Source organism: Burkholderia sp. Bp8963 (assembly GCF_003854275.1).
Lineage (GTDB): Bacteria > Pseudomonadota > Gammaproteobacteria > Burkholderiales > Burkholderiaceae > Burkholderia.
In genome coordinates this window covers 86,443-105,642 of sequence record NZ_QTQP01000016.1, presented here as the reverse complement: position 1 = coordinate 105,642, position 19,200 = coordinate 86,443, and the positions used below count along the sequence as shown (strand labels likewise).

Below are 19,200 nucleotides of genomic sequence, written 5' to 3'. Positions count from 1 at the left end.
TTCCCGATTCATGCGCACCATCGACAAACGCATTGCCCCGAACGTGAAGCTCGCCGCGTCGCTCGTCGCGCGCGCGCCCACGCTCACGCTCGCGTATGACGCCCGTTGCAAGAGCCGCCTCGCGGCCACGCTCGACACCGGCGAAGAAGTCGCGCTCGTGCTGCCACGCGGCACCGTGCTGCGGGACGGCGACATGCTCGTCGCCGACGACGGCGCGCTCGTGCGCGTCGCCGCCGCGCGCGAAACCGTGCTGCTCGTGCGCGCGCCGGACCCACTGACATTCACGCGCGCCGCCTATCACCTCGGCAACCGCCACACGCCGGTCGAGATCGGCGACGGCTATCTGAAGCTCGAAGCCGATCCCGTACTCGCCGATATGCTGCGGCGGCTCGGCGCGCAGGTCGAGCAGGTCGACGCGCCATTCCAGCCGGAAGCCGGCGCGTATGGCGGCGGGCACAAGCATGGTCACGACGCGACGTTCGCCGAGGACTACGCGCTCGCGCAGCAGGTGTTCGACGAGCACCACGGACACTCGCACTCGCACTCGCACTCGCACTCGCACTCGCACGATCACGATCACGATCACGATCACGATCACGATCACGATCACGATCACGATCATCAGCATGGTCCCGGATGCACGCACGGCCATGGCCACGGTCATGAACACCGCTGAGCTCGTCGCGCTGCTGCACCTCGCGTCGCCCGCGTTGCCGATCGGCGCGTTCAGCTATTCGCAGGGCCTGGAAGCGGCACTCGACGCGAACCTGATCCGCGATGCCGATAGCGCGCGCGACTGGATCGCGAGCGGCCTGACCGACGTGCTCGCGCACGGCGAGCTGCCGTTTCTCGCACACCAGCTCGGGCGCTGGCACGCGCACGACACGGACGCGCTCGCACGCGAGAACGCGTGGTTCGTCGCGAGCCGCGAATCGGCCGAGCTGCGCCGCGAGACCGAGCAGATGGGCTGGTCGCTCGCGCAGCTCTGCACGTCGCTCGAATGGGGCGACGCCGCGCGCCGAATGACGCTTTCAACGCTGGCGTCGATTTCGCCGATCGCGCTGCCGACCGCGTTCGCGTTCGCAGCGGCCGCACACGACGCTCGCGCGGACGCGATGCTCGCCGCCTACGCATTCGGCTGGATCGAAAACCAGACGGCCGCCGCGCTGAAGGCCGTGCCGCTCGGCCAGCTCGCGGGCCAACGCATCATCGTCGCGCTGCGCGGCGCGATCGACGCGGCCGTGCAGCGCGCGCTCGCAACACCGCCCGACGCGATCAACACGTTTGCGCCTCAGCTCGGCATCCTGTCCGCGCGGCACGAAACCCAATATTCGCGGTTGTTCCGCTCCTGACCCACACGCTGCCCGCCATGAACGCACCCTACTCCCCGTCCGCCCGCCGCACCAAGAAGCTGCCGCCGCTGCGCGTCGGCATCGGCGGCCCGGTCGGCTCCGGCAAGACCACGCTGCTCGAAATGCTGTGCAAGGCGATGCGCGACCGCTACGACCTCGTCGCGATCACCAACGATATCTACACGAAGGAAGACCAGCGCCTGCTGACGGTCGCGGGCGCGCTGCCCGAGGAGCGGATCATGGGCGTCGAGACGGGCGGCTGCCCGCACACCGCGATCCGCGAGGACGCGTCGATCAACCTCGAGGCCGTCGACCGGATGCTCGCGCGCTTTCCGGACGCGGACATCGTGTTCATCGAATCCGGCGGCGACAACCTCGCGGCGACGTTCAGCCCCGAGCTGTCGGACCTGACGATCTACGTGATCGACGTGGCGGGCGGCGAGAAGATTCCGCGCAAGGGCGGCCCCGGCATCACGAAGTCGGACCTGCTCGTGATCAACAAGACCGACCTCGCGCCGCTGGTGGGCGCGAACCTCGACGTGATGGCGTCGGATACGAAGAAGATGCGCGGCGAGCGGCCGTACGTGATGACGAACCTGAAGACGCTCGACGGCGTCGCGGATGTCGTCGCGTTCATCGAGAAAAAGGGACTGCTGACTGTCTGAGCCTACTCGTCCTGCTCGACCCGCTCGCCGTTCGTGACGGGCGGCAGCAGCGCGGCGAGCACGTCGACCGTACGCGCCGTCGCGCCGCGATGGCGTGCCGCGAACGCCGCGCCGGCCGCGCCCATCGCGATGCGCCGCGCGTTGTCGGCGAGCAGCGCGTCGAGCACGTGCGCGAGATCCAGCGGATCCTCGACCTGCAGCGCGGCGCCGGCCGCGACCGCGTCGGCAGTCGCCTGCGTGAAGTTGAACACGTGCGGCCCGATCAGCACGGGCACGCCGACCGCGCACGCCTCGATCAGGTTCTGTCCGCCGAGCGGCAGCAGGCTGCCGCCGATGAACGCGACGTCCGCGGCCGCATAGTACGCGCCCAGCTCGCCCATCGAATCGCCGAGCAGCACCGTCACGTCGGACGGCAGCGGCGGCGCGGCAGGACGGCCCGCCGCGAGCGCGGCGGCATCGGCCGCCCACGCGGAACGCCGCACGCACTTGAAGCCGTTGCGCTCGACCAGCGCCTCGACCTCGGCGAAGCGCTGCGGATGACGCGGCACGAGGATCAGCAGCGCACCGGGCGTCGTCACGGCCGCGAACGCCTGCAGCACCAGCGCTTCCTCGTTCTCGCGCGTGCTGGCGGCGACCCACACGGGCCGCGCGCCGATCGCGTCGCGCCACGCATGGCCGCGCGCCGCGAGTTCCGGCGGTGTCGTCATGTCGAACTTCAGGTTGCCGAGCACCGCCACGTTGCGCGCGCCGAGCGACGTCAGGCGCTCCGCATCGGCCGGGCTCTGCGCGAGCACGCGCGAGAATCCGCCGAACACGTCGCGCGCGGCCGCGCCGAACTTCGCCGCGCGCCGGAACGAACGCGCCGACATCCGCGCGTTGGTCAGCACGAGCGGCACGTCCGCGCGGCGGCACTCGTCGATCAGCGTCGGCCACACTTCCGTTTCCATCACGAGGCCGAGCGTCGGCTGCCATGCGCGCAGGAAGCGCCGCACCGCGCCGGGCATGTCGTAAGGCAGGTAGCTGCGCAGCACGCGATCGCCGAAGATCTGCTCGCCGGTCGCGCGGCCGCTCGGCGTCATGTGCGTGAGCAGGATGCGCGCGTCCGGGCGCGCCTTCATCAGCGCGTCGATCAGCGGCTGCGCGGCGCGCGTCTCGCCGACCGACACCGCATGTACCCAGATCAGCGGCGCGCGGTCGTCGCTCGCGCGACCGGGCCCGTAGCCGAAGCGCTCGCCGACGTGCTCGCGGTACCCGCGCTCCTTGCGCGAGCGCACGAAGAGACGCACGACGGCGATCGGCGCGATCAGCCACCACAGTGCGCGATAGATCGCCCTCAGCATGAAGCGGTCACCCCGTGTTGTCGATTGCGGCGCGCGCTCAAACCAGCGCCCTGCCCTTCAGGCGTTCGAGAATGCCGAGCGGCGCGCATTCGCGCCGGACCATCGCATCGACCGGCAGGAAGAAGGTCTGCTCGAGCATGAACTGGCCGGACATCACCGCGTGCGACGTCTGGTCGGAGAAGCAGATCCAGACGCTGCCGGGCGGAAACGGCATCGTCTGCTGCGCACAGGTCTTCTGGTAGTCGAGATCCGCCTTCATGCTGTCGTGCAGGTTCAGCATCAGGTGGTCGTACGCGCTGCGCGGCGTCTTCGTCACGTGCAGCAGGTCGAGCAGCCATGCGGAGCCCGGCAACTGCGGCCGGATGTGCGGCAGGAAGCGCTTCGCGACGGTTTCGAACGGTTCGCCGACGCGCCACACGCGCGGCACGCCGGCCGGATTCACGTTCGTGAACACGCGCAGGATGCGCTCGCCGTAGTTGGGCCGCGACGGGAACGCGTCGACGTGCAGCCGGCTGTCGTCCTTGCGCCACGACGTCTGGCGCGTTTCGACCTGCATCAGCCGCAGGCTCGTCGGCGCGACGCGCAGCTTGCCGCGGTATTCGGGAAAGAGGCCGTCGACGAGCTCGCCGGCCTGCTGCTGGAAGCGCGCGACGAGCGCGCGCACCGCCGATTGCGTGACGCTGTCGCCGAGCACGCCGGCGAGCGCGCCGCCGTTCGGCGCCAGGCTGATGTTCTTGCGTTTCGGATCGGCGAGCGCCGGATCGAGCAACGCTTCCTCGCCGCCCTCGATCGCGAAGCGCAGGTGCGGGAAATACAGCACCTTGCCCTCCTCGACCGCCGCGAGCAGCTGCTCGCGCGGCACCGACAGGTTGTGGCCGCGCCAGTCGGCGGACGAGACTTCGATGATCTGGGATTCGCTCATGATCGCTTGGGAATGCGTGCGTTACAGGAGGCCGAAGCCCGCGAGCGCCGACTTCACTTGCGCGATCGACGGGGGCTGCCCCGCCGTGCCGAGGTTGACGACGTTCGGCGACCAGTAGCCGCCCGTGCGCCAGGCCGTTGCGAAATTGTACAGTTCGACCGTCGGACGCTTCAGCGCGGCCGCGATATGAACCAGACCTGTATCAACCCCGATTGTCGCCGCCGCGCCGTCGATCAGGCCGACGACCGCCGGCAGCGACAGCTTCGGCGGCACGATCGCCGCCGCGCCGAACTCCTTCGCGAGCCGCTCGCTCGTCGCGCGCTCCGCGTCGTTGCCCCACGGCAGCACGAGCGATGCGCCGCGCCGCACCAGCGACTGGCCGAGCTCGATCCACGCGGCATCCGGCCATTGCTTGTCGGCGCGCGACGTCGCATGGACGAACACGACGTACGGCACCGGCAGGTTCAGCCCGAGCGCGGCGACCGCGCGCGATGCCGCAGCCGTGTCGAGACCGAAGTCGACCGGATCGGCCGGCGTTGGTGCCGGATCGCCGAGCGCGGCCGCGACGAGCTGCCGCGACCGCTCGATCACATGCGTGCGCGGCTCGATCGGCACGCGCTTGCGGTAGAAGAAGCGCACGGGCCATTCGTAGCCGGCGCCGTCGGTGCGGTTGCCGAGGCCGACGAGCGGCCCGCGTGCCCAGCTTGCGACCCATGCGGTCTTGATGAGCCCCTGGCAATCGATCACGAGGTCGTAGCGCTCGGCCGCGAGCCGCTTGCGGAACGCGCGGATCTCGCGCCAGGTCGCGCCGGAGAACGGCTGCTTGCGCCAGCGGCGCAGCGAGAACGGCAGCACGTTGCGCACGCCGTCGACGAGCCGCACGAGGTCGACGAAGCCTTCCTCGACGAGCCAGTCGATCTGCGCATCGGGATGGCGCCGCCGGATGTCGGCGATCACCGGCATGTTGTGCACGACGTCGCCCAGCGACGACACGCGCACGATCAGGATCTTTTGCACGCTGAAAAAACGCCGGCTGGCGGCCGGCGACAGACATAAAGACGCGATTTTATCGCGCCAGCGGCGGCCACGCCGCCGCCCGCGTTCAGAACGGCAGCGTCACGTCAGGCTTCGCCGCCGTCAGCACGCGGCGGAAGTCTTCCTGGATGCGCTTCAGGCCTTCCTGCGTCTCGGCCTCGAAGCGCAGCACGACGACGGGCGTCGTGTTCGACGAACGCGCGAGGCCGAAGCCGTCCGGGTATTCGACGCGCAGGCCGTCGATCGTCACGACTTCGTCGGCGCCGTCGAACTTCGCTTCCTTCTGCAACTGCGCGATCAGGCGGAAGTTCTCGCCTTCCTCGAGCTTGAGCTGCAGCTCCGGCGTGCTCATCGCGTCCGGCAGCGCGTTCAGCAGCGCGCTCGGGTCGGCCGTCTTCGCGAGGATCTCGAGCAGGCGCGCGCCCGTGTAGAGGCCGTCGTCGAAGCCGTACCAGCGGTCCTTGAAGAACACGTGGCCGCTCATCTCGCCCGCGAGCGGCGCACCCGTCTCGCGCAGCTTCGCCTTCACGAGCGAATGGCCCGTCTTCCACATCAGCGGCTCGCCGCCCTTCTCGCGCACCCACTGCGCGAGATGGCGCGTGCACTTCACGTCGTAGATGATCTGCGCGCCCGGGTTGCGCGACAGCACTTCCTCGGCGAACAGCATCAGTTGACGATCCGGATAGATGATCTGGCCGTCCTTCGTGACGACGCCCAGGCGGTCGCCGTCGCCGTCGAACGCGAAGCCGATCTCGGCGTCGGTTTCCTTCAGTGCACGGATCACGTCCTGCAGGTTTTCCGGGTGCGCGGGATCGGGGTGGTGGTTCGGGAAATTGCCGTCGATATCGGTGAACAGCTCGACGAGCTCGCAGCCGAGCGCCTTGAACAGGCGCGTCGCGAGCGGCCCGGCCACGCCGTTGCCGGCGTCGGCGACGATCTTCAGCGGCCGTGCGAGCTTGATGTCGCCGGTGATGCGGGCAATGTACTGGTCCGCCACGTCGAACTGCTCGTATTCGCCGCTGCCCGATTCGAAGCGCGCGTCGACGATGCGGCTGTACAGCGCCTGGATCTGCTCGCCGTAGATCGCCGCGCCGCGCAGCACCATCTTGAAGCCGTTGTAGTCCGGCGGATTGTGGCTGCCCGTGACGACGATGCACGAATCGACACGGCGCTCGCCGCCCTTCAGCGCGAGCGGCACGCTGGCCGCGAAATAGCCGACCGGGGTCGGCACCATGCCGACGTCGACGACATCGACGCCCGCCGCACGCAGGCCGTCGGCGAGCGCGCCGACGAGCTCGGGCCCGGACAGGCGGCCGTCGCGCGCGACGACGACCGCATCGCCGCCCTGCGCGCGCACTTCGCTGCCGAACGCACGGCCGATCGCGCGTGCCGTGTCGGTGTCGAGCGTCTTGCCGACCACGCCGCGAATGTCATATGCCTTGAAGATGGATTGGGAAATCATCGATTCACTCTCGGTTGCGTGCATGGAAAATTCTGGCCGCCTCGTTGCCGGTGCCCGGCCTGACGCCCGGCGCCGCGGGGTTGATCGGGATGGCTGGCGTGAACCCGATCCAACTTATAATCGCTGGTTTTGATTACGCGGATGCCGTCCATTTTAATGCCTAGCCGTCCCGCCGCCTCTAAGCTGGCGCCTTCCGGCGCCATTTTGGCCGTTACGGGCGGGCATCGCCGCGTCACGCCATGCTGAAGCGCTTCGCGAACCCGGATGTCGCGAAAGCCGTCGCGAACCTCGTCTGGCTCGGACTCGAACGGCTCACGCAGATCGGCGTCGCGATCGCGATCAGCGGCTTTCTGGCCCGATATTTCGGGCCGGACGTGTTCGGCAAATGGCAGTATGCGAATACGCTGCTCCTCGTGCTGGCGCCGCTCACCTGGGTGTGCGGCGCGGAAATCCTCGTTCCGACCATCGTGCAGCGGCCGGCCGGCCAGCTCGGCGCGGTGCTCGGCAGCGCGTTCGCGCTGCGCATCGCCGTGTCGGCCGCCGCGCTCGCCGCGACCTGGATCGCGATCGCCGCGGGCGCGTTCGATCCGCTCGTCGGCGCGATGCTCGCGGGCCTCGCGGTGACGATGATCTTCCGCGAACCGTTCGTCGGCGTCGTCAACGCGTGGCTGCAAAGCCAGACCTACAGCAAGCCGCAGCTTGTTACCAGCATGGCCGCCGCGCTCGTCAAGGCCGTGCTCGTGTGGCTGCTGGTGCGCGCCGCCGCCGGCCCCGCGCGCTTCTCGTGGCTGTGGGCACTCGAAGCCGCCGCGATCGGCATCGTCCTGCTGCTGTATTACCGGCAGCGCAACGGCGGCACGCTCGGCTGGACCCTCGACCGGCCGCTGTTCAGGCATTTCGCGACGGCCGGCACGGTATTCTGGCTCGGCCTCATCTGCATGTACCTGTTCCTCAAGCTCGACCGCCTGATGCTCGAGCGCCACGTGTCGTTCGCCGATCTCGGCCGCTACTCGGCCGCGCAGCAGCTGAACGAGAACTGGATCACGCTCGCGCTGATGCTCGCGCAGACGATCGCGCCCGCATTCGTCTACCGCGTGCAGGACATCGCGCAACTGCGCCGCAACATCGTCCGGCTGATCGCGATGACGGCCGCGCTGATGACCGCCGGCGCAATCGTGCTCGATGCCGCCGCGCCGCTCGTCATCGGCAAGGTGTTCGGGCCCGGTTACGAAGCGTCGGTCGACATCTTCCGCTGGGCCGTCTGGCTGTCCGTGCCGGCCGGCATCGAGGCGATAGGCAATCTTATCGTTCTCAAATATCAAGCAAAATTCGTGTTGTTGACGAAATGGGTGCTCGCGCTCGCGATCGCCGCAGTCGTCAACCTGCTCGCGATCCCGCGCCTCGGCCTGTACGGCGCGCTCGTCGGGCTCGCGGGCGGCTACCTGGCCGCCGCCGCCGTCAACTTTTATTACATCCGTTTCAAGCTGCGCCCATGACGTCCCCAATTTCCGCATCGCGCAATGCCGGCCCGCTCGACGACGTGGCCGTCCTGATGCCGGCGTACAACGGCAACGACGACGTCATCCGGTCCCTCGCGTCGTTTCGCGAGGATGCGCCCGTGCACGTACTGGTCGTCGACGACGGCAGCACGCCGCCCATCGCGGTGCCGGACCTGCCGGGCCTCGCGGTCGAGGTGCTGCGCATGCCGCAGAACGGCGGGATCGAGCGCGCGCTCGAGGCCGGCATCGACGCGCTCGCCGCACGCGGCTTCCGCTACGCGGCCCGCATCGACGCCGGCGATCTCGCCGCGCCGCAGCGGCTCGCGAAGCAGCGCGCGTATCTCGATGCGCATCCGCGCGTCGCCTGCGTCGGCATGTGGACGCAGGTCGTGTCGCGCGCGGGCGAGCCGCGCTTCATGCTGACGCCCCCCGCCGATCCACGCGCGCTGCGCCGCACGCGCTTTCTGCGCTCGCCGCTCGTGCATCCTTCTGTCATGCTCCGTATCGACGCCGTGCGCGAAGTCGGCAATTACCGTGCGAAATATCGCGCCGCCGAGGATCTCGATCTTTTTTTGCGCTTAATGCAACGTTACGATTGCGCGAATTTGCCCGAGCTCGGCCTCTACTACGAACTCAACGAAGGCGGGATCAGCGCGACCAAACGTCGCCGGCAACTGATGTCGACGCTCGCACTGCTGCTGCGCCATTTCAACGCGCTGAATCCATACGACTGGGCAGGCCTCGCGAAGAACCTGCTGCATTTCGTGACGCCGTACCGGACATTGCAGCGGATCAAGCAGACGTTGTTCGCTGCGCGCCCCTCCGCTTGACGCTTTTCGGCATTTTCGACGCATTATTTTTTCTTTTTTTCATGACCGTCACCTCCCCGCTGCGCATCGTGCTCGTCTGCAACACGGCCTGGGCGATCCATACGTATCGCCACGGGCTGATCCGCATGCTCGTCGCACGCGGCGCCGAGGTGATCGTCGCCGCGCCGCACGACCGCACGGTGCCGCTGCTCGAGCAGATGGGCTGCCGCTACGTGCCGCTCACGGTCGCGTCGAAGGGCACGAGCCCGCGCGAGGATCTCGGCACGCTCGCCGCGCTGTATCGCCAGTACCGCGCGCTCAAGCCGCACCTCGTGTTCCACTACACGATCAAGCCGAACATCTACGGCTCCGTCGCCGCATGGCTCGCGCGCGTGCCGTCGATCGCGGTGACGACCGGGCTCGGCTACGTGTTCATCCAGAAGAGTCGCGCGGCGAGCATCGCGAAGCGGCTCTACCGCTTCGCGTTCCGCTTCCCGCGTGAAGTCTGGTTCCTGAACCGCGACGATCTCGCGACCTTCTCCGACGAACGGCTGCTCGCGCATCCGGACCGCGCGCGCCTGCTGCACGGCGAAGGCGTCGACCTCGAGCAGTTCGCGCCGGTGCCGCTGCCCGCGGGCGACGCGCCCGTCTTCATCCTGATCGGCCGGCTGCTGTGGGACAAGGGCGTGCGCGAGTATGTCGAGGCCGCCCGCGCGGTGCGTGCGCGCCATCCGCAAGCGCGCTTCCAGCTGCTCGGCCCGCTCGGCGTCGACAACCCGAGCGCGATCGGCCGCGCCGACGTCGACGCATGGGTGCGCGAAGGCGTCATCGAGTATCTCGGCGAAGCGCACGACGTGCGGCCGCACATCGCCGCGGCCGACTGCGTCGTGCTGCCGTCGTACCGCGAAGGCGTGCCGCGCACGCTGATGGAGGCATCCGCGATGGCCCGCCCGATCGTCGCGACCGACGTGCCGGGCTGCCGCGACGTCGTCGCCGACGGCGAGACAGGCCTGTTGTGCACCGTGCGCGACAGCGCGAGCCTCGCCGCACGCGTCACGCAGATGATCGAGCTCGGCGCCGCCGGACGCGCGGCGATGGGCGCGCGCGGCCGGCAGAAGGTGGTCGCCGAATTCGACGAACAGAAAGTCATCGAACGCTACACAATCACCATACGCGCCTTGACCGGCGTCAATCTCTGAAGGAGCGGAAAGCATGACAGCGAAAGGAACGATTCTCGTGACGGGTGGCGCCGGCTACATCGGCTCGCATACCGCCGTCGAGCTGCTCGATCACGGCTATGACGTCGTCATCGTCGACAATCTCGTCAACAGCAAGGCCGAATCGATCCGGCGCATCGAGCAGATCACCGGCAAGACGCCCGCGTTCCATCAGGTCGACGTATGCGACGAAACTGCGCTCGCGAAGGTATTCGACGCGCACCCGATCACCGGCACGATCCATTTCGCGGCGCTCAAGGCGGTCGGCGAATCGGTCGCGAAGCCGCTCGAGTACTACCAGAACAACATCGGCGGCCTGCTCACGGTGCTCAAGGTGATGCGCGAGCGTAACGTGCGGCAGTTCGTGTTCAGCTCGTCGGCGACCGTATACGGCGTGCCGGAACGCTCGCCGATCGACGAATCGTTCCCGCTGTCGGCGACCAACCCGTACGGCCAGTCGAAGCTGATCGCCGAACAGATCCTGCGCGATCTCGAAGTGTCGGATCCGACGTGGCGGATCGCGACGCTGCGCTACTTCAACCCGGTCGGCGCGCATGCGAGCGGGCAGATCGGCGAGGATCCGGCCGGCATCCCGAACAACCTGATGCCGTATGTCGCGCAGGTCGCGGTCGGCAAGCTCGAGAAGCTGCGCGTGTTCGGCTCCGACTACCCGACGCCGGACGGCACCGGCGTGCGCGACTACATTCACGTCGTCGATCTCGCGCAAGGGCACATCGCCGCGCTCGACGCGCTCGTGAAGCGCGACGCGAGCTTCGTCGTGAACCTCGGGACGGGCCAGGGCTACAGCGTGCTCGAAGTGGTGCGCGCGTTCGAGAAGGCGTCCGGCCGACCGGTGCCGTACGAACTCGTCGCGCGCCGCCCGGGCGACGTCGCCGAGTGCTACGCGAACCCGCAGGCGGCCGCCGACGTGATCGGCTGGCGCGCGAAATTCGGCCTCGACGAAATGTGTGCGGACCACTGGCGCTGGCAGGAGAACAACCCGCGCGGTTTTGTATAATCCGCTGTCCCATTTCCGAGCGATCCCATGCTCAGCTTCGCGTCCGGCTTCATCGTGTCCCTGCTCGTCACGCTGTTCATCGTGCGTTACGCGCATCTGCACGAGCGATTTTCGGTCGACAGCGACCTGGCCGGCGTGCAGAAATTCCACGTGCAGCCCGTGCCGCGCGTCGGGGGCGTCGGGATCCTGGCCGGGGTCGTCGCCGCGGCGCTGATTCTGATGGAGCGCTACCCGACGATCGCCGGCAGCGTGCTCGGCCTCGTCGGCTGCGGGATGCCGGCGTTCCTGTCCGGGCTCGTCGAGGACCTGACCAAGCGTGTGTCGCCGCGCGCGCGGCTGCTGTGCACGATGGCCGCGGCCGCGCTCGCGTTCTGGCTGTTGCAGATCGCCGTGACGCGCATCAGCGTGCCGCCGCTCGACTTCCTGCTCGGCTACGTCGCGATTTCGTTCGGCGTGACCGTGCTCGCGGTCGCGGCGCTCGCGAACGCGGTCAACATCATCGACGGCTTCAACGGGCTCGCGTCGATGGTCAGCTTCATGATGTTTGCATCGCTCGCGTACGTCGCGTTCCAGGTCGGCGACCCCGTGATCCTGTCCGCGTGCTTCATCATGATGGGCGCGGTGATCGGCTTCTTCGTGTGGAACTTCCCGGCCGGGCTGATCTTCCTCGGCGACGGCGGCGCGTACTTCATCGGTTTCATGCTCGCCGAACTCGCGATCATGCTGGTGATGCGGCACCGCGAGGTGTCCGCGTGGTATCCGGTGCTGCTGTTCATGTATCCGATCTTCGAGACCTGCTTCTCGATCTACCGGAAGAAGTTCATTCGCGGGATGTCGCCCGGCATTCCGGACGGCGTGCACCTGCACATGCTCGTCTACAAGCGCCTGATGCGCTGGGCCGTCGGCACGAAGCACGCGCACGACCTGACGCGGCGCAATTCGCTGACGTCGCCGTATCTGTGGCTGCTGTGCCTCGTTGCCGTGATTCCGGCGACGCTGTTCTGGCGGCACACGGTGCACCTTTTTGCGTTCGTCGTGCTGTTCGCGCTGACCTATGTGTGGCTGTATCTCAGCATCGTGCGGTTCAGGACGCCGCGGTGGATGGTGGTGCGCAAGCATCGGCGCACTCACTGAGCTGGCACCGGCATTCGAGACACAACAAAAAAGCGCCCGCGGGCGCTTTTTTGTTGCCGGTCCGGCCCGGCCCGCGACGCTGCGGGCCCGCGGACTTCACTCGTTCGACGCGGCGCGGTTCGGCACGCTCTGCAACACCGGTGCGATCGCCGACTGGTACTCGGGCACCCAGCGCCGCAGGTCGCGCCGCACTTCGTCGTCGCCGAGCACGCGATGCTGCATCAGCCACGGCAGCAGTTCGTCGAGCAGGTTGTCCGGCACTTCACGGGCCCGCGCGATCCGCAGCTTCGGATGCGGCGTGCGCGTCGTCGTTTCGTCATCGGCCAGCAGCTCCTCGTAGAGCTTCTCGCCCGGCCGCAGCCCGGTGAACTCGATGCGGATCTGCCCTTCGGAGAAACCGTACAGGCGGATCAGGTCGCGCGCGAGATCGACGATCTTGACCGGCTCGCCCATCTCGAGAATGAAGATCTCGCCGCCCCGCCCCATGCTCGATGCCTGCAGCACAAGTTGCGACGCTTCGGGAATCGTCATGAAGAAGCGCGTGATCTCCGGGTGCGTGACCGTCACCGGCCCGCCCTTCGCAATCTGCTGCTGAAACTTCGGAATCACGCTGCCCGCGCTGCCGAGCACGTTGCCGAAGCGCACCGTCTCGAACTGCGTGCGCTCGCTCGTCTGCTGCAGCGCCTGGCATGCCATCTCCGCGAGACGCTTGCTCGCCCCCATCACGTTGGTCGGGTTGACGGCCTTGTCGGTCGAGATCAGCACGAAGTGGCGCACGTCGTGACGGATCGCCGCGCGGGCGACCCGGTACGTGCCGAGCACGTTGTTGCGCAGCGCCTGCCAGGCATTCAGCTCTTCCATCAGCGGCACGTGCTTGTACGCCGCCGCATGGAATACGATGTGCGGCGCGTGGCGCGCCATCACCTGATCGAGCAGCAGCGAATCCTTCGCGTCGCCGATGATCGGCACGACGGGCTGGCCCGGGAAGCGCTCGCGCAACTCTTCGGTCAGCCGGTACATCGCATATTCGGACAGGTCGAACGCGACGAGCTGCGCGGGCACGAAGCGCAGGATCTGCCGGCACAGCTCGGAGCCGATCGAGCCGCCCGCGCCCGTCACCATCACGACACGGCCGCGCAGCAGCGCTTCGACGTGCGGCGTGTCGATCGTCACCGCGTCGCGTCCGAGCAGATCCTCGAGGTCGATGTTCCGGACCTGCGACAGGAAACCCTGCCCCGGCATCAGCGCCGTCAGCGACGGCAGCACCATCGCCTTCACGCCGGCCCGCACGCACAGCGTCGCGACCCGGCGCTGCGTCTCGACGGTGGCCGACGGAATCGCGATGATCGCGTATTCGACCTTCAGCGCATCGGTCCAGTGTTTCAGGTCGTTGAACGAACCGAGCACCTTGTAGCCATAGATCTCGCGCCCCTGTTTGGTCACGTCGTCGTCGAGCAGGCCGACGAGACGCCACTCACCCGAGCGCGACAGCTCGCGCGCGAGGCTCGCGCCGGCCGTGCCGGCGCCGAGCACGAGTATCGGCTTGCCCTGTCCGACGAGCCCGCCGTACAGGTAGAACTCCTTCGTCGCGCGGTACAACGCGCGCGCACCGCCCATGATCAGGAACAGCATCAGCGGTGACACCAGCAGCACCGAACGCGGAATGATCGGCGACGGCTGGAACATCACGGCGCCGATCATCACGATCACACCGCCGCCGACGACCGCCTTCGAGATGCGCATCAGGTCGGGCAGGCTCGCGAACACCCACAGGCCGCGATAGAGTCCGAACACGTGGAATGTCAGCCCGTAGACGGGCAATACCCAGACGAGTGCGGTCAACGCACCGCTCAGGAAATCAGGTGGAACGCTGCCGTTGAACCGGACGAGATAAGCGAACAGCCATGCCGCGACAACCGCCAGCAGGTCGAACAGGAAAGCACTGAATGACAGCCACGATGCTTTGGATCGCAACATCGGCGGGAGACCTCATGAATTGTTTTCGGCGGCCTTCTGAATCCGGCGCCAGTGCATGTCGATCACAAGTCCGATGCATGCCAGGACGCCGTACCAAGCGACAAACAGCAACCACTGCTGCAGTTGCTGACGGCCCAACGCCCACAGAGCAACGATTATGCCTGCGAGCATGATGAGGTACCAATAAATGGCGGTGCGTGCATGACCGATCCCGGAGCGCACCATCCTTTGATAATAATGCTCCCGGTGCGCTTGCCAGAACTTTTCTCCGCGTAACAAACGTCTCAGGAGTGTTACAGATGCGTCAGCGATAAAGGGCGCGAACACCATCGCCGGAAACCAGATCGGCCAGGCCCCGTGTCGCCAGCCCCAGTAGCCGAGCGCCCCCGCCATGAATCCGAGCGGAATGGAGCCCGCATCGCCGAGAAACAGCTTCGCCGGATGGAAATTCAGCAGCAGAAAGCCCAACGCGGCGCCCGCGATCGCGGCGCCACCGGCGACCAGATCCGGGGACGGATGCGCATCGGAGAGCGCGGCGACCGCATAGGCGCCGAAGCCGAACAGCGCCATGCCGCCGGCGAGGCCGTCCGCGCCGTCCATGAAGTTGTAGAGATTGGTCAGCCAGACCATCACGAAACCGACGCCTGCCAGGAGCCACCACGGAGCGGCGGCCGGATAAAGGACGATCAGCGCGACGACTGCCGCCAGGTGTGCGGCAAATCGCACCCGGGCCGGCAAGCCGCGCCGGTCGTCGATCTGCGACAGCGCGGCGAGCCCGGCCGCCGCGACGGCGATCAGCCACATCTGCGGCGCAAGGGCCAGCATCGCGACGACGCAGACGGGCACGATGCCCCATCCACCGACGCGCGGCGTCGGGCGCGTATGCATCGAACGGGCGTTCGGAATATCGGTCGCGAGCCGCCACGCGAGCCCGGTGGCGAGCAGCGCACGCAGGATCGTCGTCGAGGCAACGGCAGCGGCCAGCGCCACCGCGGCCGCGGTGAGCCACGTAGTAATCGCGAGATGCATGTTGCCTATTTCTGGTTGTCGCGCGAACGATACCACGCGGCGGTCGCTTCGAGGCCCTGCCGCGTCGTGTGGCGAGGATGCCAGTCCAGCACCCGCTTCACGCGGCCGGCGTCGAGCTGCAGGCTGCCCGTCAGGCGATCCACGGCGGCGCCGCGGCCGGTCAGCCGGCCGAGCGCGCGCAGCGCGCCGACCGGCACCGGAAACAGCCGCGCCGGCTTGCCGAGCGCGTCGCCGACCATGCGCAGCAGGCCGGCGACCGACGGCGCATCGTCGTCCGCGACATGAAAGCACTCGCCCGCAGCGCGCGGATCGAGCGCGCACGACAGCAGCACATCCGCGAGGTTGTCGACGTAGATGAGGCTGCGGCGGGCCGTGGCGGCAGCGAGCGGAAGCGGCATCCCGCGCGACACCGCATCCATCATCCGCAGGAAGTTCGCGCGCACGTCCGGGCCGTAGACGAGCGGCGGACGGACGATCACGATATCGAGCCCGGCCTGTACGCCGAATTGCGCGAGCTGCTGCTCCGCGCGCAGTTTCGAGCGCCCGTACGGATCCTGCGGAACCGGGGTGGCATTCTCCGCGAGCGGTACGCCGCCATCGCCTTCGCCAACCGCCTTGATGCTGCTTGCGAACACGAAGCGGCGCGCGCCATGCGCGCGTGCGGCTTCGGCGACGCGCAGCGTGCCCGCAACGTTGGTCGCGTCGAACGCGGCAGCCGGATCGGGCGACTCGTCGCGCATCACGTGCACGCGCGCGGCAAGGTGGATCACGCAATCGGCTTCGAGGCCGGCCGGCCATGCGTCGGAGAGCCCGGCGAAATCGGGCGCGTCATGCACCCATTCGCGAACACCGTCGACGCATCCGCCGGGACGGCGCACCAGCGCCGTGACCGTGTGCCCTGCCGCGAGCGCCAGCCGGCAGACTGCACGACCGACGAAGCCGTTCGCGCCTGTCACGATGATGCGGGTCACCACAGCCTCCAGCCGAAGCGATTGTAGAACTTGAACGCCGACGCCGCGAACATGCGGATGTGTGCGAAGCCTTTGCGGGACGCGCCGCCGCCGTGATGGATCACGCGTACGGAGGGGACATAGGCGACGCGGGCGACATCATGGCTGCGCAGGCTCAGATCGTAATCCTCGAAATACAGGAAGTAGCGCGGATCGAAGCCGCCGAGCTGCTTCAGGACGTCGGTGCGGAACAGCATGAAGCAGCCGCTGACGATGGGGGGATCCCACAGGATGTCATGGCCGTTGATCTGATCCTGCATTTCGTAGCGCGCAAGGCGGCGTGCGAACAAGCGCCGCGCGCCGGCGGGCAGGAATCCGCGCACGAACAGGTCGAGCACGGCGGGAAAGCGCCGGCAGAGAAACTGCTGATGTCCGTCGTCGTCACCGATCCAGGGGGTCAGCAAACCGAGCGCCGGTTCGGCGTTGAAAGCCTCCAGCGCAGCCGACAGCGCGTCCCGATCGAGATCGATATCCGGATTCAGCACCAGATGGAAGCGGCTGGCCGCTCGCTCGATCGCGAGATTGTGGCCGCGGCCGTAGCCGACGTTCCCGTGGCCCGACACGACTTCCCAGTCGATGCCACGCGAGGAAAGTGCGTCGAGCATCGCCGGCGTGGCGGGCAGGCCGCCGTTGTCGATCAGGTAGAGCTTGACCGGCAGATCCGGCTGCGCGGCGCGCAGCCGCTCGCAGGCGGCAGCAAGGCTCGTCAGCGTCTGCCCGAGCTGGACGAGATCGGGCCGGTAGACGACGATCGACACCGACAGATGGTTCAGTTCGAAACGAATCACACTCGAAGTCTCAAAGGCGGGAATGTGCGCGGCAGGCGCGCAGCGCGCGGCCGGCGTCCGATCATCGCGAGCCCCGCGTCATGCGACGCAGCAGCCCGCGCAGATTGCGGCGCCACGCAGCCTGAGTCGACATCATCGGTCTCAGGAACGGGATCCGGACAAGCAGGTTGCGCGCGGCACGTCTCGATAAGTAGACGATCGCATGCCGGCGCGCCTGCTCCTCCGCCATGTCCATCACGTCGAACGGACTCAGCGTGACGCGCATCGCGCGCTGCCGCTCGACCGCTTGCGCGTATGCGTGATGCAGCCTGGCCTGCCGCGTCAGCGCGACCTCGCTCGACATGGGCGTGCGATACCGCGACGTGACCCGCATCACCGACGTGAAGTCGGTCGCGCAGGAGTAGCGTACCCACAGCACCCAATCCTCGAGTTGATCGAGATCCTCGTCGAATCCGCCGAATTCCGCGTAGAGACTGCGATGAAACAGCACGGCCTGGATCGGCGCGAGATTCTCCTGCCACATCGACAGTCGGGAATACGGCCGGTACATGACCATCGCGGCCGCTTCACGATACTCGGCAACGTCGTCCGATAATTGCACGAATGTCGTCGGAATCTCGTGGGACGCACCATAGACGGCGCGATTCGCGCCCGCTCGCGCGACCTGCATCAGCGTCTCGACGTGGTCGGCGTAGAACTGGTCGTCGTCGTCCAGAAAACCCAGCCAATCGCCGGTGGCCAGCGCAAGACCGCGATTGCCTGCCGCGCTTCGCCCGACGGAATCTCCCGTGGCGACATAACGGACGTTCAGGCGGCCGGCGAACTCTCGTTCGATCATCGCCGCGCTGTTTGCCGGACCGTCTTCGACGACGACGACTTCGATGCGAGGATAGGTCTGGTTCAGCAGCGACGTCAGCGCTTCACGCAGCAGGGCAGGCCTGCGATGCGTGCGCACGACAATCGACACGAGCGGCAACGCCGCCGGATCGGGCTCGTCGGTTTCAAACGCGAAGAATGCGCCGTCGCGCCTGTCGCCATATCCCCAAAAGCGAAAATCCGGCCGAAACCCGGCGCTGCGAAACGGTTTTCCGGTGCGACGGAAATACCACATCGTTCGCAGATACCGATACAGGATCGAGACACACTGACGCCGTGCCCGCACAACGCGCGGCGGCCGCGCGAACTCGACCAGCCAGCAGCCGAGGCCGCGCAACACGTCGAACCATGACCCGAAACGCGTGCGCAGTTGCAACGACGCCTGTATTCCCCCGACCAGCTGAAGCGGCTTGACCTCCCCCGGCGTCGCATACGTACGATGCACGGCAACCGCCTTCGGCACGTAGGACAAAGTCCAGCCGGCCGCTCGCAGCCGCCACGACAGGTCGACATCCTCGCCGTACATGAAAATGCGCGGCTCGAAACCGCCCGCCTGTGCGTAGGCCTCGCGTCGAAACACGACCGCCGCCCCCGTCATCCAGTCGGTACGGAGCGTGACGGGATCGTAAAGCTTCGGATGCTCGTACGGCAGTTGCCGCAACTCCCATGCGGCAACGTCGTCCCGGGCGGCTGCGATGGCCTCCGTCAGAACGAATATCGCAGTCGAATGCAGGCAGACATCGGGGTTCAGCACGAAGAAGAACGGAGCGTCACCCATCTCGAAGGTGGCGTTGTGCGCTGCGCCGAACCCGACATTGCCGGGCGAATGGCTGACCGAAACGTCGAACGGCCAGGATGCGGCGGAACGCACGAAACGATCCCAGCGACCTGCATCGCCAGGGTCGTTGTTGCGCAGCCAGACCCGCAACTGCACGTCCGGACAGGACACTTGAGCGGCAAGACTTTCGAGAAGCGCGGACAGCGTGTCCTCGGCTTCCCGATAGACGACAATGGAGATGTCAAACCGCATCTGCGTTCCTGCCATCGAGAACGATCACGAACACCGT

General features: G+C 67.5%; 17 protein-coding genes. 8 read left to right on the top strand and 9 right to left on the bottom strand.

The window, feature by feature from the left end; all coding sequences use genetic code 11:
- Window positions 1–10 precede the first annotated feature (10 nt).
- From ureE to ureG, 3 genes are read left to right on the top strand one after another with little or no spacing between them, the layout of a single operon-like run.
- Complete coding sequence (ureE, locus tag DID96_RS16005; RefSeq protein WP_124600266.1) at window positions 11–676, top strand: urease accessory protein UreE; 666 nt, start codon at window positions 11–13, stop codon at window positions 674–676.
- A complete protein-coding gene (locus DID96_RS16000; protein WP_124600265.1) occupies window positions 663–1,352 on the top strand; it encodes an urease accessory protein UreF in 690 nt (229 codons plus the stop codon). Before ureE ends, DID96_RS16000 begins: the two co-directional genes overlap by 14 nt.
- Window positions 1,353–1,369: 17 nt before the next feature.
- Window positions 1,370–2,017 (top strand): urease accessory protein UreG, encoded by a 648-nt coding sequence (gene ureG / locus DID96_RS15995; protein ID WP_124600264.1) that lies wholly within the window; start codon window positions 1,370–1,372, stop codon window positions 2,015–2,017.
- 2 nt (window positions 2,018–2,019) lie between these two features.
- Here the strand turns inward: ureG and waaA are convergent, their stop codons facing one another.
- From waaA to DID96_RS15975, 4 genes are all read right to left on the bottom strand, one after another.
- The gene (gene waaA / locus DID96_RS15990; protein ID WP_124600263.1) at window positions 2,020–3,357 is read right to left on the bottom strand and encodes a lipid IV(A) 3-deoxy-D-manno-octulosonic acid transferase; all 1,338 of its coding nucleotides are present in this window, start codon (window positions 3,355–3,357) and stop codon (window positions 2,020–2,022) included.
- Between the two features lie 37 nt (window positions 3,358–3,394).
- Entirely contained in the window at window positions 3,395–4,279 is an 885-nt protein-coding gene (locus DID96_RS15985; protein ID WP_124600262.1) for a Kdo hydroxylase family protein, read from the bottom strand.
- 21 nt (window positions 4,280–4,300) lie between these two features.
- A complete protein-coding gene (gene waaC, locus DID96_RS15980) occupies window positions 4,301–5,296 on the bottom strand; it encodes a lipopolysaccharide heptosyltransferase I (protein ID WP_124600261.1) in 996 nt (331 codons plus the stop codon).
- An 85-nt stretch (window positions 5,297–5,381) separates the two neighbouring features.
- The gene (locus DID96_RS15975; protein WP_124600260.1) at window positions 5,382–6,776 is read right to left on the bottom strand and encodes a phosphomannomutase/phosphoglucomutase; all 1,395 of its coding nucleotides are present in this window, start codon (window positions 6,774–6,776) and stop codon (window positions 5,382–5,384) included.
- 239 nt (window positions 6,777–7,015) lie between these two features.
- On the opposite strand from DID96_RS15975, the gene DID96_RS15970 reads away from it, so the two are divergent.
- The 5 genes from DID96_RS15970 to DID96_RS15950 are packed head-to-tail and all read left to right on the top strand — an operon-like array spanning window position 7,016 to window position 12,453.
- A complete protein-coding gene (locus tag DID96_RS15970; RefSeq protein WP_124600259.1) occupies window positions 7,016–8,272 on the top strand; it encodes an oligosaccharide flippase family protein in 1,257 nt (418 codons plus the stop codon).
- Window positions 8,269–9,105: a glycosyltransferase gene (locus DID96_RS15965; protein ID WP_124600258.1), complete on the top strand. Its 837-nt coding sequence runs from the start codon at window positions 8,269–8,271 to the stop codon at window positions 9,103–9,105. Before DID96_RS15970 ends, DID96_RS15965 begins: the two co-directional genes overlap by 4 nt.
- Before the next feature lie 41 nt (window positions 9,106–9,146).
- Window positions 9,147–10,283 carry a glycosyltransferase family 4 protein gene (locus DID96_RS15960; RefSeq protein ID WP_124600257.1) on the top strand — a complete coding sequence of 379 codons (1,137 nt, stop codon included), beginning with the start codon at window positions 9,147–9,149 and terminating at the stop codon, window positions 10,281–10,283.
- Between the two features lie 13 nt (window positions 10,284–10,296).
- Window positions 10,297–11,319 carry a UDP-glucose 4-epimerase GalE gene (galE, locus tag DID96_RS15955; RefSeq protein ID WP_124600256.1) on the top strand — a complete coding sequence of 341 codons (1,023 nt, stop codon included), beginning with the start codon at window positions 10,297–10,299 and terminating at the stop codon, window positions 11,317–11,319.
- Window positions 11,320–11,346: 27 nt separating this feature from the next.
- Window positions 11,347–12,453, top strand: coding sequence for a glycosyltransferase (locus tag DID96_RS15950; protein WP_124600255.1), 1,107 nt, complete (start codon window positions 11,347–11,349; stop codon window positions 12,451–12,453).
- Window positions 12,454–12,549: 96 nt separating this feature from the next.
- Here DID96_RS15950 and DID96_RS15945 read toward each other — a convergent pair whose 3' ends face one another.
- From DID96_RS15945 to DID96_RS15925, 5 genes are all read right to left on the bottom strand, one after another.
- On the bottom strand, window positions 12,550–14,430 hold the full coding sequence (locus DID96_RS15945) for a nucleoside-diphosphate sugar epimerase/dehydratase (protein WP_124600254.1): 1,881 nt from the start codon (window positions 14,428–14,430) through the stop codon (window positions 12,550–12,552).
- A 12-nt stretch (window positions 14,431–14,442) separates the two neighbouring features.
- A complete protein-coding gene (locus DID96_RS15940; protein ID WP_124600253.1) occupies window positions 14,443–15,459 on the bottom strand; it encodes a glycosyltransferase family 4 protein in 1,017 nt (338 codons plus the stop codon).
- Window positions 15,460–15,464: 5 nt separating this feature from the next.
- The gene (locus DID96_RS15935; protein ID WP_124600252.1) at window positions 15,465–16,430 is read right to left on the bottom strand and encodes an SDR family oxidoreductase; all 966 of its coding nucleotides are present in this window, start codon (window positions 16,428–16,430) and stop codon (window positions 15,465–15,467) included.
- A complete protein-coding gene (locus DID96_RS15930) occupies window positions 16,427–17,257 on the bottom strand; it encodes a glycosyltransferase family 2 protein (RefSeq protein ID WP_260463910.1) in 831 nt (276 codons plus the stop codon). Before DID96_RS15930 ends, DID96_RS15935 begins: the two co-directional genes overlap by 4 nt.
- Before the next feature lie 61 nt (window positions 17,258–17,318).
- Window positions 17,319–19,163 carry a glycosyltransferase family 2 protein gene (locus DID96_RS15925; protein WP_124600251.1) on the bottom strand — a complete coding sequence of 615 codons (1,845 nt, stop codon included), beginning with the start codon at window positions 19,161–19,163 and terminating at the stop codon, window positions 17,319–17,321.
- Between the last annotated feature and the right edge of the window lie 37 nt (window positions 19,164–19,200).